Genomic DNA, 14,574 nt, shown 5'->3' on the forward strand with positions numbered 1-14,574 from the left:
GAGAATTTTGATCTGGCTCGATTCTCTGGCGCCAGGGCCCATGGCGCGATTCCGCGGCGGGCGATATCGATGCCCCAGCGGCATGAGCGCGGCCATTCCCGGCGGGCATCGGGATCGCTCGGGGCCTTATCGGTCGGGCCTGTGGCCGATCCTACGATCCGTTCACTTTCATTCTTTGCGAGGAATCCCCGTGAACCAAGGCCGATTTTTGACCCGCAGCGCCCGCTACTGGCCGCAGCGCCCCGCCATTCTTTTTCACGACCGGGTGATCACCTACCGCGAGCTCGACGAGCGCTCCAGCCGGCTCGCCAACGCGCTGATTGCCCTGGGCGCGCAGAAGGGCGATCGGGTGCTCGTCCAGTCGTTCAACCGCCCTGAACTGATCGAGTTCGAGTGCGCCATGTACAAGGCCGGTCTGGTGAAGGTCGCCCTCAATGCGCGCCTCTCACCCGAAGAGATGGTGGAGTCCGCCAACAGCTCGCAGGCGAAGATCATGCTCGCCGGGCCCGAGCACGTGGCTTCGGTGGTGCAGCAGGCCGGCCGGTTGACGGACATCCGCACCCTGGTGGCGCTGGAAAACGGGCCGCAGGGCTTCCTGGACTACGAGGTGCTGCTGGCGGCGGCCTCGCCGGTGTCGCCCGACGTGGAGATGGACGCCTGCGATCTCGCGGTGCTGCATTTCACCTCGGGCTCGACCGGCAAGGTCAAGGCCTCGATGCAGACGGTGGGCAACCGCCTGGCGTCGCTGCGCAAGGTCGTCATGGGCCGGCTGCGGGCCAAGCCCGGCGACGTGCTGGCGCTGGCCGGGCCCGTCACGCACGCCAGCGGCATGTTCATCCAGCCCTTCCTGTTCCAGGGCGGCACCATCCTGCTGCACGACCGATTCGATGCCGAGGTGTTCATGGCCTCCGTGCAAAAGCACCGCGTGACCGCCTGCTTCCTGGTGCCGACCATGATCAACATGATCCTCGCGCACCCGCGGCTCAAGGAATTCGACCTCAGTTCGCTGCGCGATGTCACCTACGGCTCGGCCCCGATCGCACCCTCGCGCATCAAGGAGGCGTGGAAGGCCTTCGGGCCGGTCCTGTCGCAAGGCTATGGCGCGGGCGAGACCACGGGCGGGCTGGTGATCCTGACGGCGGAGGACCACCGCATCGCGATCGAAGAAGGCCGCGAAGAACTGCTGCTCTCCTGTGGCCGCGCGTTCGGTGAATCCCGTGTTCGCCTGGTGGACGACGCCGGCCAGGAGGTGCCGCTGGGTGAGGTCGGCGAAATCGTGATCCAGGGCCCCGATGTGTTCGCTGGCTACTGGCGCGAGCCGGAGATCACCGCCGACACCTTGAAGAACGGGTGGCTGCACACCGGCGACCTGGCCCGCATGGACGAACTCGGCTACCTCTCGATCGTCGATCGCAAGAAGGAGATGATCATCTCCGGCGGCTTCAACGTGTACCCCAGCGAGGTGGAGCTGGCCTTGTACCGGCACCCCGCGGTTTACGAGGTCTGCGTGGTGGGGGTGCCCGACGCGACCTGGGGCGAAGCCATCAAGGCGGTGGTCGTCAAGCGGCAGGGGCACGAGGTGGCCGCCGACGAGCTGGTGGACCACTGCCGCCAGTTCCTGGCCGACTTCAAGAAGCCACGTTCGGTCGACTTCGTGTCGGAGCTGCCCAAGAACGCGAACGGCAAGCTCTCGCGCAAGGAGCTGAAGGAGCGCTACTGGGATGGGCAGGCCCGGCGCGTCGCGTGATGGCGGCCGCGGACATCGACCGGGTGGCCTCGCTGGCCGAGCGCCACACCGTGGACGCCCTGGGCCTGCGCGTGTGCTGGCGCCGCTTCGGTCGCGGTGGCCCGCCGCTGGTCCTGCTGCATGGCGGTTATGGGAACTGGATGCACTGGATCCGCAACGTGGAGGCGCTGTCGGCGGCACACGAGCTGTGGGTGCCCGACATGCCGGGTTTCGGCGAATCGGACGCCCTGCCGCCCGAGGTGCCGCGGGCCGCGCGGCTGGAGGCGCTGGTGGTGCATCTCACGGCCTCGCTCGAGGCCTTGCTCGGGTCGGGCACGCGCCTGGATCTTGCGGCTTTTTCCTTCGGGTCGCTGGTGGCCATGGGCGTGGCCGAGCGCACCCGCCGGGTGCGGCGGCTGGCGCTGCTCGGGCCGGCAGGCCATGGCTCCGGGCGCCAGCGCGAATTCAACCTGGTGGACTGGCGCAGCGGGATCGACGCGGCGCACACGCGCGACCTGCTTCGGCGCAATCTGGCCGAGCTCATGATCGCCCCGGCCAGCGGCATCGACGCGCTGGCCCTGGACATCCACGAGCGCGCCTGCAGGGCCGCGCGCTTTCAGAGCCGGCACTTCTCGCAGTCGGCGCACCTGCCCACCGCGCTGGCGGCCTTCGATGCGCCGGTGCTCGGCGTCTGGGGACGGGAGGACGCGACCGGCCTGGCCGAGCGCGTGGCATCGACCCTGGTCCTGGGGACGGCCGAACGGCCCTGGGCCGTGGTGGAAGGGGCGGGCCACTGGGTCCAATACCAGCGGCCCGACGAGGTCAACGACCTGCTGCTGAACTGGTTTGCGCCGTCAGACCAGGCCTAGCGCGCCCAGCAAGCCGCCCGCGCCGATCAGCCACAGCAGGTGCATCTTCGTGCGCCACACCAGCATGGTGGTGACGCCGGTGAGCAGCCACAGCGGCCAGTCGCGCGCGGGGTGCTCGTGCGAGCCGGTGAGCAGCCAGCCGGTGGCGATCAGCAGCGCGATCACGATCGGGGCCATGCCGGTCTTGAAGGCGCGCACCGCGCGCAATTCGCGGTTCTGGTGCGCCCAGCGCGTGGCGGTGTAGGTCAGCACCGACGAGGGCAGCAGGATGGCCACCATGGTGACCAGCACGCCGGACAGGGCCAGGGCCCAGGCCAGCCAGCCGGCCGAGGGCCCGCCGCCCGCATTGAGACCCACGTTCCAGCCCAGCACCGCCACGAAGAGCACGTTGGGGCCAGGGGCGGCCTGCGAGATGGCGATGGAGGAGGTGAACTGCGCCTCGCTCAGCCAGCCGTTCTGAAGCACGAGGTAGCGGTGCATGTCGGGCGCGGTGGTGATCGCGCCGCCCACGGCGAGCAGCGAGAGCGAGGCAAAGTGGGTGAAGAGGTCGAGCCAGTTGGCCGGGGTGGGCAGCATCATGCTCAGGCGTCTCCCTTCTTGGCGCGGTCGGCGTCGGCGTCGCTCAACACCCGGTAGGCCCACAGGCAGGCCCCCCCGCCGATGCTGAGCAGCACCCACAGCAGCGGCCAGCGCAGCAGGCCGATGGCGATGAAGGTGACGAGGGCCAGAAAGACGCATACCCCCATGCCCATGGCGTTCTTGTCGAGCGCCCCGATGAGCTTGATGCCGGTGGCCGCGATCAGGCCGGCAGCCACCGCCCCCATGCCACGCAGCGCGTCCTGGGCCACGGCGCTGTCGGCCACGCTGCCGTAGAGCGCGGCCAGCAACAGCACCAGCACCATGGGCGCGCTCAGCATGCCGGCCAGCGCTGCCAGGGCCCCCGGCAGGCCGAAGTAGCGCCCGCCGATCATCATGGAGAGGTTGACCACGTTGGGTCCCGGCATGATCTGCGCGACGGCCCAGTCCTCCACGAACTGCTCGCGGCTCATCCAGCGCTTCTTCTCCACCAGCTCGCGCTGCACCACCGCCAGCACCCCGCCAAAGCCCTGCAGGGCCAGCCAGGTGAAGGAGACGAACAGATCGGTCTTTGATTGCGGGTGCTGGAGCGGGAGGGTATCGGGGGTCGTCTGGGCGGGCGGCATGCCCGGATTATCAGGCCCCGGTCGCGTGGGCCAGCGGCAGGCAGATGTCGGTGAGCAGGTCGGCTGGCGCAGTGTCGCGCGGGTTGTTGAGGTACTCCTCGAACACCGGCGCGTCGCCCACCTCGTGGCCGCTGTTCACGAGCCAGTGGCCGTACAGCCACTGGTAGGCCGCGCGCATGGTGGCGTAGGGCCCGCGGTGGCGCAGCACGGCGCAGGGCCCGCCGCCCACCTCGAAGGCCACGAGGGGTGGCGCCACCTCGGCGCTGTCGGGCACGGACAGGCCGGCGCGCGAGCACAGCTGGCGCTCGGGCACCGAGGACGGGTCGTCGACGTACTCGGCGATCCAGCGCGAGGCTGGCCCCACTTGGCCGCGCGCGGCCAGTTGCACGTAGCTGCGCTCGAACGCCTTGCCGATGGCCATGTACGAGCCCTTGTGGTCCAGGCCGGCCAGGCGCACGCGCGGGATCTCCCGCACGCTCACCTCGTAGCCCGCGGGCACGGCGCTCGCCGCCTGCGCCGTGCGAAAGGCCACGTGGTTGCCATGCTGGCGGTACTGCAGCGGGCTCATGCCGTAGGCCGTGCGGAAGGCGCGAGCGAAGGACTGGGCATTGGGGTAGCCGCAGCGGCGCGCGAGTTGCTCCACCGGCAGGCTGGTATTGGCCAGGTAACCCGTGGCCCAGTGCAGGCGCAGCCGCCGAACGGTGACCGCGATGGTCTCGCCGTGCAGCGCGTGGTAGACGCGGTGCCAGTGGTAGGGCGAGAGGTGCGCCACCTCGGCCAGCCGGTGCAGGTCGAGCGGCTCGTCCAGGTGGTCGTGCAGGTAGGCGATCACGCGGCCCAGGCGCTGCTGGTAGTCGGTCCAGCCATGGCCCGGGTTCATGCGGGGGTGCCGCCGTGCCGCAAGCCGATGAGGATGTCGATCTGGCCGTCGGCGCGGTAGCGTTCGCAGTCGGCCACGTAGGCCTTGGGCAGGTCGTCGCGCTGCCAGACCGCCTGCCACGCGGGGACCACCTGGTCGATGCGCCCCTGGGGCACGGGGAAGACCGCGCGCGGCGAGGCCGGCAGCACGGCGTGGCTCATGCCCGGGGGTACGGCCTGCGCGCTGCTCACCGGCGCGCCGATGATGAGCGAATAGACGCCCTCGTTGTTCACGCCGGCGTTCTCGAAGTGCGTGTAGACCGCGTACACCTCGTCGGAGAGCTTGCCCGGGATGCGTGCGAGCACGCCTTCCTCGGTAAAGCGCTGCCAGTGGGGCGGGATGGTCCGCATGGCCTCGTGGTTGTCGGTCCTGAGTTCAATGCCGATGATGCGCACGGCGCGGTCTTGCTGTTCGAGGTGCATGAAGGCTCCTGAAAGGGATGTGGGTCGAGGCCTTCAATCTAGCCGCGCCGGGCTGACATTTCTTGCGGAGTTGCGCCGCGAGCCCTCACAGCGTCAATTCCCAGGTCTCGCCCACCAGGTCTTTGCCATAGCCATGGTGCGCCTCGCTGTGCACCAGCGTGAAGCCGCGCCTGGCGTAGATGGCGCGCGCGGCGCTCAGGATGCTGTTGGTCCACAGGACCATTTTGCGGTAGCCCTTGGCGCGCGCGAAGGCCAGGCATTCGTCGGTGAGGCGCCCGCCCAGGCCCAGGCCGCGCGCGGCGGGGCTGAGGATGAGCAGGCGCAGCTGGGCCTCGGTCTCGCTCTTGCGCACCACGAAGACCGAGCCCACGCGCTCGCCGTCGAGCTCGGCGATCCAGCCGCGCTCCCAGGCCGGGTCGTGCCGGCGGATCATGCCCGCCGCGATCTCGGCGACCAGGGCCTCGAACTCGCTGTTCCAGCCGTACTCGCGGGCGTAGATCTCGCCGTGCTGCTGCACCACCCAGCCCATGTCCCCGGGGCGCACGTCGCGCAGCACGGCGGTGCGGGAGGCGGGGCCGCTGCCGGGGTCGAGCAGGCCTTGCGCGCGCGCGAGCGCGGCCATGAGCGCCTGGCGCTGATCGGGCGCCAGCGGGGCCAGCAGGTGGGCGGCTGCTTCACGCGAGCGTTGCTGCAGGGGCTCGAAGGCGGAGCGGCCCTCGGCGGTCAGGCTCAGCGCGTGCTGGCGGGCGTCGTTGGTCAGCGGGGTGCGCGTGATCCAGCCGGCGCTGGTGAAGCGGCGCACGATGCGGCTCAGGTAACCGGCGTCGAGCACCAGTCGGCGCCCAAGCTCGCTGGCGGTGCAGGGCGCGTGGTGTGCCAGCTCGTAGAGCACGCGCACCTCGGTGAGCGAGAACGCGCTGCCCAGGTAGGGGTCGAGCAGGCCGGTGCGCTGGGTATAGAAGCGGTTGAAGGCGCGCAGCGCACGCACCTGGGCGGGATCAACGGGGAAGGTCATGCCCCCGATTCTGGTTCAGTTGTTTGACTTTGGCAAGTAAGTGGTTGACAGAGGCAATTCAGCCCTGTTGCAGCATTTCTCGCACGCGCTCCCGGGTGAGCGGCTTCGTGACGAAGCCCTGGATCACCGGCATGCCACTGGCGCGCAGGCGGTCCTGCGGTGCGTCGGACGAGGTGAGCATCATCACCAGCATGGTGGGTTTGTCCTGCAGCAGCGGCTGGGCCTGGCGCGCGAACTCGAAGCCGTCCATCTGCGGCATGTTGATGTCGAGAAACAGGCAGGTGGGCGTGGCCAGCGGGTCGCTGCGCAGGAAGTCCAGCGCCTCGGCGCCGCTTTCGAACACCCGCACCTCGCCGGTGAAGCCGGCGCGGCGGATCATGATCTCGTGGTAGACGTTGTCGGCCTCGTTGTCGTCGACCAGGATGAAACGTTGTGGAATGGTCATGGGGCGCCTCGGGACGGCGTGCCGTGGGGCACCGGCAGGTGCAGCGTGAAACGGCTGCCTTCGCCCGGCACCGACTGGACCGAGAGGTGGCCGCCGTGCAGTGCCGCGATGCGCCGGCAGATCGGCAAGCCCAGGCCCGAGCCGGCGTGCGTCTTGCGCGGGTGCAGGCGCTTGAACATGTCGAAGATGCTGGCCTGGTGTTCAGGGGCGATGCCCAGGCCGTTGTCGAGCACGTGGATCTGGTCGAAGCCATGCTCGCGCGTGGCACTCACGCGCACGTGCGGCGGAACGCCAGGCCGCGCGAACGCCAGGCCGTTGGCCACCAGATTCTGCAGCGCGATGCGAAGCAGGGACGGATCGGCCTGCACGGTGGGCAGGGGGTCGCACTGCAACTGGCCCTGGGTTTTCGACAGTGCGTCGCCGAGGTCGTCGCCCACCTGGCCGACCAGCACGGTCACGTCCACCGGCCCGCTGTCGAGCGAGTGGCGGTCCAGGCGCACGTACTTCAGCAGGCTGTCCAGCAGGCAGGCCATGTGCTGGCCGCCCGTGCGCACGAAGCCCAGGTAGCGCCGGGCTTCGGGCGAGAGCTCGTGCTGGTGGTCGGCCTCCAGCAGCGAGGTGAAGTTGTTGATGGCGTTGATGGGCTCGCGCAGGTCGTGCGACAGGATGTGGATGAACCGCTCCTGCTCGAGCGTCTTCTTCTCGAGCTGGACGATGGTTTCGCCGAGCTGGCGTTCCTTGTTCTTGAGTTCCTGGATGTCGCGCCCGCGCATGACCACGCCGCTGACCTTCCCGTCCGCGCCGCGCACGGGCAGCAGGGCGACCTCCATGTGGCGGTCGCCGGCGACCTTGAAATGCGAGACGCGCTGGTAGATCACGGTCTCGCCGGCCATGGCGCGCGCCATCTTGGAGCCGACCATGTTGTTGTAGGTCGCCTCACCCAGGCGGTCCTTCACGGCCATGCCGATGACTTCGCTGCGCGTGCTGCCGATGTAGTTCAGGTAGGTCTGGTTGACATGGCGGTAGACGCCGTCGGCATCGATGTAGGCCTGCAGGTCCAGCCCGGCAGCGGCCATCGCGGTGAGCTCCTCGTGCGCCTGCTGGGCCTCGTTGGCGGAGCGCCGGGCCTCGAGCTGGCGCGCCCGCTCGTGTTCAAGCAGGGTGGAGACCAAGGCCGAGAGGCGGCTCAGGGCGCTCAGCTGCACCGAATGCAGCGTTCGCGCCATCTGGTCGATGACGCACACCGTGCCCAGCGCGAAGCCGTCGCTGGTGACGATGGGCGCACCGGCGTAGAAGCGCACGTTGGTGGGGCCTGTCACCAGGGGGTTGCACTGGAAACGCATGTCCTGGCTCATGTCCTCGACCACCATGACGTGTCCGGGGTCGAGGATGGCGTGAGAGCAGAACGCCACCTCGCGCGGGGTTTCGCTCACGTCCACGCCGACGCGGGACTTGAACCACTGGCGATCGCGGTCGACGAGCGTGATCAGCGCCACCGGCGTGCCGCAGATCACCTGCGCCAGGGCGGAGATGTCGTCAAACGCTTTCTGAGGCAGGGTGTCGAGCACGCCCAGGCCCCGCAATCGGGCCAGGCGTTGTTCCTCGTTGGGGGGAAAGGGAGCAGTCTGCATGCGGGCCGGAACGGGACGGGGACGGAGCGAGGCCCCGATGATTGCATACCAGGCGGGTATATGGCACGCGCAGGCGCGGCTTACGGCGGTACCCGGAAGTACGGCACGCGATTCCGTCACGTTCCCCCGCCAATTCGCGGCCAGACCAAAAAAACCAGGCGAGTGGCGCCAGCCTCCAATGGACCCGCGGAACCGGCTTGGCCGGGCCGCCAGGTGCGTCCCCCCGGGGGGGAAGACGCCGCAGGCGGCGCAGGGGGCTTCTCTACACCGACATGCCGCCCGAGACCTCGATCACGGCGCCGTTGATGTAGCTGGCCTCGTCGCTGGCCAGGAAGGCATAGACGTTGGCGATCTCCTCCGGCCGGCCCAGGCGGTGCAGCGGCACGCGGTGCTCCATCTCGGCGATGACCTTGGCCGGGATGGTGTCCAGGATGGGCGTGGCGATGAAGCCGGGCGCCACCGCGTTCACGCGCACGCCCTTGGGGCCGAGTTCGCGACTCCAGGTCTTGGTGAAGCCGATCACGCCGAACTTGCTCGCGGCGTAGTTGGTCTGCCCGAAGTTGCCATAGATGCCGACAACCGACGAGGCGTTGAGGATCACGCCGCTGCCTTGCGCGGTCATGGTGTCGGCCACGGCCTGCGCGCAATGGAACACGCCGCGCAGGTTGACGTCGATCACGCGGTCGAACTGCTCTGGCGTCATCTTCTGCAGGCGCGCGTCCTGCGTGATGCCGGCGTTGTTCACCAGCACGTCGATGCGGCCGAAGCGTTCCTTCACCTGGGCCACCACGGCGTCGACCATCTCGCGCTGGGTCACGTCCATCACGAAGCCCAGCGCGGTCGCGCCCAGCGCCTCGCACTGCCGCACGGCGCTGTCCACCGCGGTCTGTTTCACGTCGCAGACGATGACGGTGGCGCCTTCCTGCGCGAACTTGAGTGCGGTGGCCAGGCCGATGCCTTGCGCCGCACCGGTGATGAGGCTGACTTTTCCTGCGAGTCGTTTCATGGGGAAGAGGGGGGAGGTGGTTCAAAAAAACGCCGGCGGGGTGGCCGCCGGCGCGTGGGACCGGGCGTGTTCAGTACACCGGCTGGTGCTGGCGGATCGCGTTCTTCGCCGCGTCGTCGAGCGCGAAGCCCGCGCCGTGGCGCGCCGCCAGCTCGGCGCAGCGGCGCTCGAAGGCCTCGATGCCCATGCCGTAGATGAACTGCAGCGCACCGCCCGTCCAGGCCGGGAAGCCGATGCCGAAGATCGAGCCGATGTTGCCGTCGTGCACGCTGGTGAGCACGCCTTCGGCCAGGCAGCGCGCGGTCTCCACCGACTGGCGGTAGATCAGGCGGTCCTTGACGTCCTGAAGGTCCCAGGCGGCACCGGGCTTCTCGAAGCGCGCCTTGAGCTCGGGCCAGAGCTGCTTCTTCTGGCCCGCGGGGTAGTCATAGAAGCCGCCGCCGGCGGCTCGGCCCGGCCGCTTGAATTCCTTGACCATGCGCTCGACCAGCAGCTCGCCCGGCGTGGCGGTGTAGCGGCGGCCTTCCTTCTCGAAATCGGCGCGGGTCTGGTCCATCACGTGCACCGAGAGCGAAAGCGCGGTCTCATCCAGCACGGCCAGCGGCCCCACCGGCATGCCGGCCTGCATGGCGGCGTTCTCGATCACCGGCGCCGGAATGCCTTCGCCCAGCATGGCCGCGCCTTCCATCACGAAGGTGCCGAAGGTGCGGCTGGTGTAGAAGCCGCGCGAGTCGTTCACCACGATGGGCAGCTTGCCCAGGGCCTGCACGTAGTCGAAGGCGCGCGCGATGGTCTCGTCGTCGGTCTCCTTGCCGCGGATGATCTCCACCAGCTTCATCTTGTCCACCGGGCTGAAGAAGTGGATGCCGACGAAGCGCTGCGGCCGACTGCTGGCCTGTGCCAGGCCGGAGATGGGCAGGGTGGAGGTGTTGCTCGCGAAGAAGCCGCCAGCGGCCAGCATGGGCTCGGTTTCCTTGGTGACGGCGGCCTTGACCTCGCGGTTCTCGAACACCGCCTCGATGATCAGGTCGCAGCCCTTGAGGTCGCTCGGGTGGTCGGTGGGCAGGATGTGGTCGAGCAGCTCGCGCTGGTCGTAGGGGCTCATGCGGCCCTGGTCCACGCGGGTCTGGGTGAGCTTGAAGCTGTAGGACTTGCCGCGCTCGGCGGTTTCGATGCTCACGTCCTCCAGCACGGTGTGGATGCCCCGGCTGGCTTGCACGTAGGCGATGCCCGCGCCCATCATGCCAGCGCCCAGCACGCCCACCTTCTTCGGCTTGTAGCGCGAGATGCCCTTGGGGCGCGACTGGCCGCTTTTGATCGCGTTGAGGTTGAAGAAGAACGTGTTGATCATGTTCTTCGCCACCGGGCTCACGATGAGCTTCGCCAGGTAGCGGCTCTCGATGCGCAGCGCGGTGTCGAAGTCCACCATGGCGCCTTCGGCCATGGCGGCGAGCGCCGCCTCGGGCGCCGGGTAGAGCCCGCGCGTTTTCTGCTTGAGCATGGCCGGCGCCACGGTGAGCATGCCGGCGACCTTGGGGTTGCTCGGCGTGCCGCCGGGAATCTTGTGGTTCTTGTCGTCCCAGGGCTGGCGCGACTGCGGGTGCGCCGCGATCCAGTCCAGTGCGGCGTTGCGCAGTGCGTGGGCCACGTCGCCCTCGGGCGACACGAGCTCATGCACCAGGCCAAGCTCCTGGGCTTCGCGCGGGTTGAACAGCTTGCTCTCCAGGATGTAGGGCTGCGCGCCCATCAGGCCGAGCAGGCGCACCATCTTGGTGATGCCGCTGGCGCCGGGAATGAGGCCCAGTGTGATCTCGGGCAGGCCGAGCTGGATCCTGGGGTCGTTCACCGCGATGCGGTGGTGGCCCACGAGCGCCACTTCCCAGCCACCGCCCAGCGCGGTGCCGTTGATGCAGCTCACCACCGGCACGCCCAGCGTCTCCAGCGTGCGGAAGTTCTTCTTGGTCTGCTCGATCTCGGCGAACACGCGCGGCGCGTCGCTGGGCTGCAGGCGCATCGTGCCCTTGAGGTCGGCGCCCGCGAAGAAGGTGCTCTTGGCCGAGGCCAGGATGATGCCCTTGATGTCGGCGCAGTCGCGCATGACCTGCGCCGTGACCTCGGTGAGGTCCTGCTGCCAGTCGGCGCACATGGTGTTGACGGGGGAGCCTTCCTCGTCGAAGGTGATGGTGGCGATGCCGTCGGCGAGTTCGTAGCGGATGGTTTTCATGCCTCAGACCCTTTCGATGATCGTGGCGATGCCCATGCCGCCGCCCACGCACAGCGTGGCCAGGCCGTAGCGCAGCTGGCGGCGGTGCAACTCGTCGATCAGGGTGCCCAGGATCATGGCGCCGGTGGCCCCCAGCGGGTGGCCCATGGCGATGGCGCCGCCGTTCACGTTCACCTTCTCGTGGGGCACGCCCATCTCCTTCATGAACTTCATGGGCACGGCCGCGAAGGCCTCGTTGACCTCGAACAGGTCGATCTGCTCGATGGACAGGCCGGCTTTCGCCAGGGCCTTGCGCGCCGCCGGCATGGGGCCGGTGAGCATGATGGTGGGGTCGGCGCCCGAGAGCGCCACCGAGACGATGCGCGCGCGCGGCGTGAGGCCGTGCGCCTTGCCCGCGCCTTCGCTGCCGATCAGCACGGCGGTCGCGCCGTCGACGATGCCCGAGGAGTTGCCCGCGTGGTGCACGTGGTGGATGCGCTCGACCTGTGGGTAGCGCTGCAGCGCCACGGCGTCGAAGCCCATGCCGCCGAGGTGTTCGAACGCGGGCTTGAGCGAGGCCAGACCGTCCATCGTGGTCTGCGGCTTGATGAACTCGTCTTCTTCCAGGATGGTCTGGCCCAGGAAGTCGGTGACGGGCACGACCGAGCCCTTGAAGTGACCAGCCGCGCGCGCGGCCGCCGCGCGCTTCTGCGATTCGAGGGCGAAGGCGTCGACGTCCTCGCGGGTGAAGCCTTCGAGCGTGGCGATCAGGTCGGCGCCGACGCCCTGCGGCACGAACAGGGTATCGCTGTTGGTCTGCGGGTCCTGCGCCCAGGCGCCGCCGTCGGAGCCGATGGGCACGCGGCTCATGCTCTCCACGCCGCCGGCCACCACCAGGTCTTCCCAGCCGCTGCGCACCTTCATCGCCGCCATGTTTACCGCCTCCAGGCCGGAAGCGCAGAAGCGGTTGAGCTGCACGCCGGAGCAGCGCCAGTCCCAGCCAGCCTTGAGGGCGGCCACCTTGGCGATCACCGAGCCTTGCTCGCCGATGGGCGAGACCACGCCCATGACCACGTCATCCACCGCGCCGGTGTCGAAGCCATTGCGTTGCTGCAGATGCGTGAGCACGCCGGCCAGCAGATCGATCGGCTTGACCTCATGCAGGCTGCCGTCTTTCTTGCCCTTGCCGCGCGGCGTGCGCACGGCATCGAATACGAATGCTTCGCTCATGGTGTCTCCTGGGGGAAGGCGGATGCCGCGAATCAGTATAGACTTTTGCCAAGCATTTGCTTTCTGTAATTCTTCGCCGCAGTCTGATAGGTGACACCATGATCGAACGCACCCTGTTCAACGCCGACCACGAGGCCTTTCGCGACAGTTTCCGCAAGTTCGTGGAGAAGGAGGTCGCGCCACACCACGAGGCCTGGGAAGAGCAGGGCTACGTGGACCGCGCGGTCTGGAGCAAGGCCGGCGAGAACGGTTTTCTCTGCATGACCCTGCCCGAGGCCTACGGTGGCTCGGAGGCTGACAAGCTGTATTCGGTGGTGCAGATGGAGGAGATCGCGCGCAGCGGCTTCAGCGGCATCGGTTTCGGCCTGCACAGCGAGATCGTGGCGCCGTACATCCTGCACTACGGCACCGAGGAACAGAAGAAAAAATACCTGCCCCGGCTCGCCACGGGCGAGATGGTCGGCGCGATCGCGATGAGCGAGCCCGCCGCCGGCAGCGACCTGCAGGGCGTCAAGAGCACCGCCATCAAGCAGCCCGACGGCAGCTACCTGCTCAACGGCAGCAAGACCTTCATCACCAACGGCTGGCATGCCGACCTCGTGATCGTGGTCGCCAAGACCGACCCGAGTGCGGGCGCCAAGGGCACCAGCCTGCTGCTGGTCGAGCGCGGCATGCCGGGGTTCGAGAAAGGCAAGCGCCTGAAGAAGCTGGGCATGAAGGCGCAGGACACCTCCGAGCTGTTCTTCGACAACGTGGCGGTGCCGGCCGAGAACCTGCTGGGCGGCCCGGCGATGGAAGGCCGGGGCTTCATCTGCCTCATGGAGCAACTGCCCTGGGAGCGGCTGCAGATCGCCATCGGCGCGGTGGCGTCGGCGCAGGCCGCGATCGACTGGACGGTGCAGTACACCAGGGACCGCAAGGTCTTCGGCCAGGCCGTGGCCCAGTACCAGAACACGCGCTACACCCTGGCCGAGCTGCAGACCGAGGTGCAGGTGGCGCGCGTGTTCGTCGACAAGTGCTGCGAGCTCATCGTGGACGGCAAGCTCGACACCGCCACCGCGAGCATGGCCAAGTACTGGTGCTCCGACCTGCAGTGCAAGGTGATGGACGAGTGCTTGCAACTGCACGGGGGCTACGGCTACATGTGGGAATACCCCATCACCCGCGCGTATGCCGACGCGCGCGTGCAGCGCATCTACGGCGGCACGAACGAGATCATGAAAGAGGTGATCTCGCGCGGGATGGGGCTGGGCGGGCGCTGAGCCGCAGGCCCTGCTAGAGCGAGATCGTCTGCTTCAGCGGGACGCCCTCGGGCGCCTCGTGGTCCGCCAGCAGCCAGGCGCGGCCGGGGTGGTCGGCGGCGTCCTGCAGCAGCCCGCGCAGGAAGCGGATCGAGGGCGCGTCGAGCGCGGCGAAGGGCTGGTCGATCAGCGTGAGCGGTGTACCCGACGCGAACGCCGCGGTGAGCCAGACCTTGCGCCGGCTGCCGGTGGAGAGCATGTACATCGGCTTGGCCAGGTGCGGCCCCAGCCCGAAGCCCTCCGCCAGTTCGGCCATGGCCTCGGCGTCGAAGTTCGGGTAGTGGTGGCTCAGGCTGTCCAGGTAGCCCTTGGCCGCCAGCGCGTCGTGCGCCTCGGTCTGCGGATCGATCCAGAACACCTGGTGGCGGTAGGCGTCGTGGTGTTCGTCGAGGTGGATGCCGTGGATGACCAGCGAACCGGCGTCGGCGTTCTGCGCCCCGGCCAGCAACCGCAGCAGCGTGCTCTTGCCGCTGCCGTCGTCGCCACGCACCAGGCTGACGCCGGGCGGGATGTCGAACGACAGCCGATCGAACAGGGGCGGCTCGGCCCAGCCGAAGCACAGGCCCCTGACCTGCAGGACGGGTTCTTCCGGGTCGGCGTTCATG

General features: G+C 68.7%; 14 protein-coding genes. 3 read left to right on the forward strand and 11 right to left on the reverse strand.

What is annotated here, in order from left to right; translation table 11 throughout:
* Positions 1-190 precede the first annotated feature (190 nt).
* Positions 191-1,747, forward strand: coding sequence for an acyl-CoA synthetase (locus tag ACODTB_RS06805; RefSeq protein ID WP_291113353.1), 1,557 nt, complete (start codon positions 191-193; stop codon positions 1,745-1,747).
* On the forward strand, positions 1,747-2,595 hold the full coding sequence (locus ACODTB_RS06810; RefSeq protein WP_291113355.1) for an alpha/beta fold hydrolase: 849 nt from the start codon (positions 1,747-1,749) through the stop codon (positions 2,593-2,595). The genes ACODTB_RS06805 and ACODTB_RS06810 overlap by 1 nt, the downstream gene beginning before the upstream one ends.
* Here ACODTB_RS06810 and ACODTB_RS06815 read toward each other — a convergent pair.
* From ACODTB_RS06815 to ACODTB_RS06860, 10 genes are all read right to left on the reverse strand, one after another.
* A complete protein-coding gene (locus ACODTB_RS06815; RefSeq protein WP_291113357.1) occupies positions 2,581-3,174 on the reverse strand; it encodes a chromate transporter in 594 nt (197 codons plus the stop codon). The genes ACODTB_RS06810 and ACODTB_RS06815 overlap by 15 nt on opposite strands.
* Positions 3,175-3,176: 2 nt before the next feature.
* Positions 3,177-3,797, reverse strand: a complete 621-nt coding sequence (locus ACODTB_RS06820; protein WP_291113359.1) for a chromate transporter — start codon at positions 3,795-3,797, stop codon at positions 3,177-3,179.
* Between the two features lie 10 nt (positions 3,798-3,807).
* The gene (locus ACODTB_RS06825; RefSeq protein WP_291113361.1) at positions 3,808-4,677 is read right to left on the reverse strand and encodes an AraC family transcriptional regulator; all 870 of its coding nucleotides are present in this window, start codon (positions 4,675-4,677) and stop codon (positions 3,808-3,810) included.
* A complete protein-coding gene (locus ACODTB_RS06830) occupies positions 4,674-5,138 on the reverse strand; it encodes a GyrI-like domain-containing protein (protein ID WP_291113363.1) in 465 nt (154 codons plus the stop codon). The genes ACODTB_RS06825 and ACODTB_RS06830 overlap by 4 nt, the downstream gene beginning before the upstream one ends.
* 85 nt (positions 5,139-5,223) lie before the next feature.
* Entirely contained in the window at positions 5,224-6,153 is a 930-nt protein-coding gene (locus ACODTB_RS06835) for a bifunctional helix-turn-helix transcriptional regulator/GNAT family N-acetyltransferase (RefSeq protein WP_291113365.1), read from the reverse strand.
* 58 nt (positions 6,154-6,211) lie between these two features.
* Positions 6,212-6,598 (reverse strand): response regulator, encoded by a 387-nt coding sequence (locus ACODTB_RS06840; protein ID WP_291113367.1) that lies wholly within the window; start codon positions 6,596-6,598, stop codon positions 6,212-6,214.
* Positions 6,595-8,229 carry a GAF domain-containing sensor histidine kinase gene (locus ACODTB_RS06845; protein WP_291113369.1) on the reverse strand — a complete coding sequence of 545 codons (1,635 nt, stop codon included), beginning with the start codon at positions 8,227-8,229 and terminating at the stop codon, positions 6,595-6,597. The genes ACODTB_RS06840 and ACODTB_RS06845 overlap by 4 nt, the downstream gene beginning before the upstream one ends.
* A gap of 262 nt (positions 8,230-8,491) precedes the next feature.
* Complete coding sequence (gene fabG / locus ACODTB_RS06850) at positions 8,492-9,235, reverse strand: 3-oxoacyl-ACP reductase FabG (RefSeq protein WP_291113371.1); 744 nt, start codon at positions 9,233-9,235, stop codon at positions 8,492-8,494.
* Positions 9,236-9,305: 70 nt separating this feature from the next.
* Entirely contained in the window at positions 9,306-11,459 is a 2,154-nt protein-coding gene (locus tag ACODTB_RS06855) for a 3-hydroxyacyl-CoA dehydrogenase NAD-binding domain-containing protein (protein ID WP_291113373.1), read from the reverse strand.
* A 3-nt stretch (positions 11,460-11,462) separates the two neighbouring features.
* Positions 11,463-12,668 (reverse strand): acetyl-CoA C-acetyltransferase, encoded by a 1,206-nt coding sequence (locus ACODTB_RS06860; protein WP_291113375.1) that lies wholly within the window; start codon positions 12,666-12,668, stop codon positions 11,463-11,465.
* Between the two features lie 98 nt (positions 12,669-12,766).
* Here ACODTB_RS06860 and ACODTB_RS06865 point away from each other — a divergent pair, with 98 nt between their 5' ends.
* Positions 12,767-13,930 (forward strand): acyl-CoA dehydrogenase family protein, encoded by a 1,164-nt coding sequence (locus tag ACODTB_RS06865; RefSeq protein ID WP_291113377.1) that lies wholly within the window; start codon positions 12,767-12,769, stop codon positions 13,928-13,930.
* A gap of 13 nt (positions 13,931-13,943) precedes the next feature.
* On the opposite strand, the gene ACODTB_RS06870 is transcribed toward ACODTB_RS06865, so the two are convergent.
* Positions 13,944-14,573, reverse strand: a complete 630-nt coding sequence (locus ACODTB_RS06870; RefSeq protein ID WP_291113379.1) for an ABC transporter ATP-binding protein — start codon at positions 14,571-14,573, stop codon at positions 13,944-13,946.
* Between the last annotated feature and the right edge of the window lies 1 nt (position 14,574).

It is taken from the genome of Hydrogenophaga sp. FG152 (assembly GCF_057809615.1).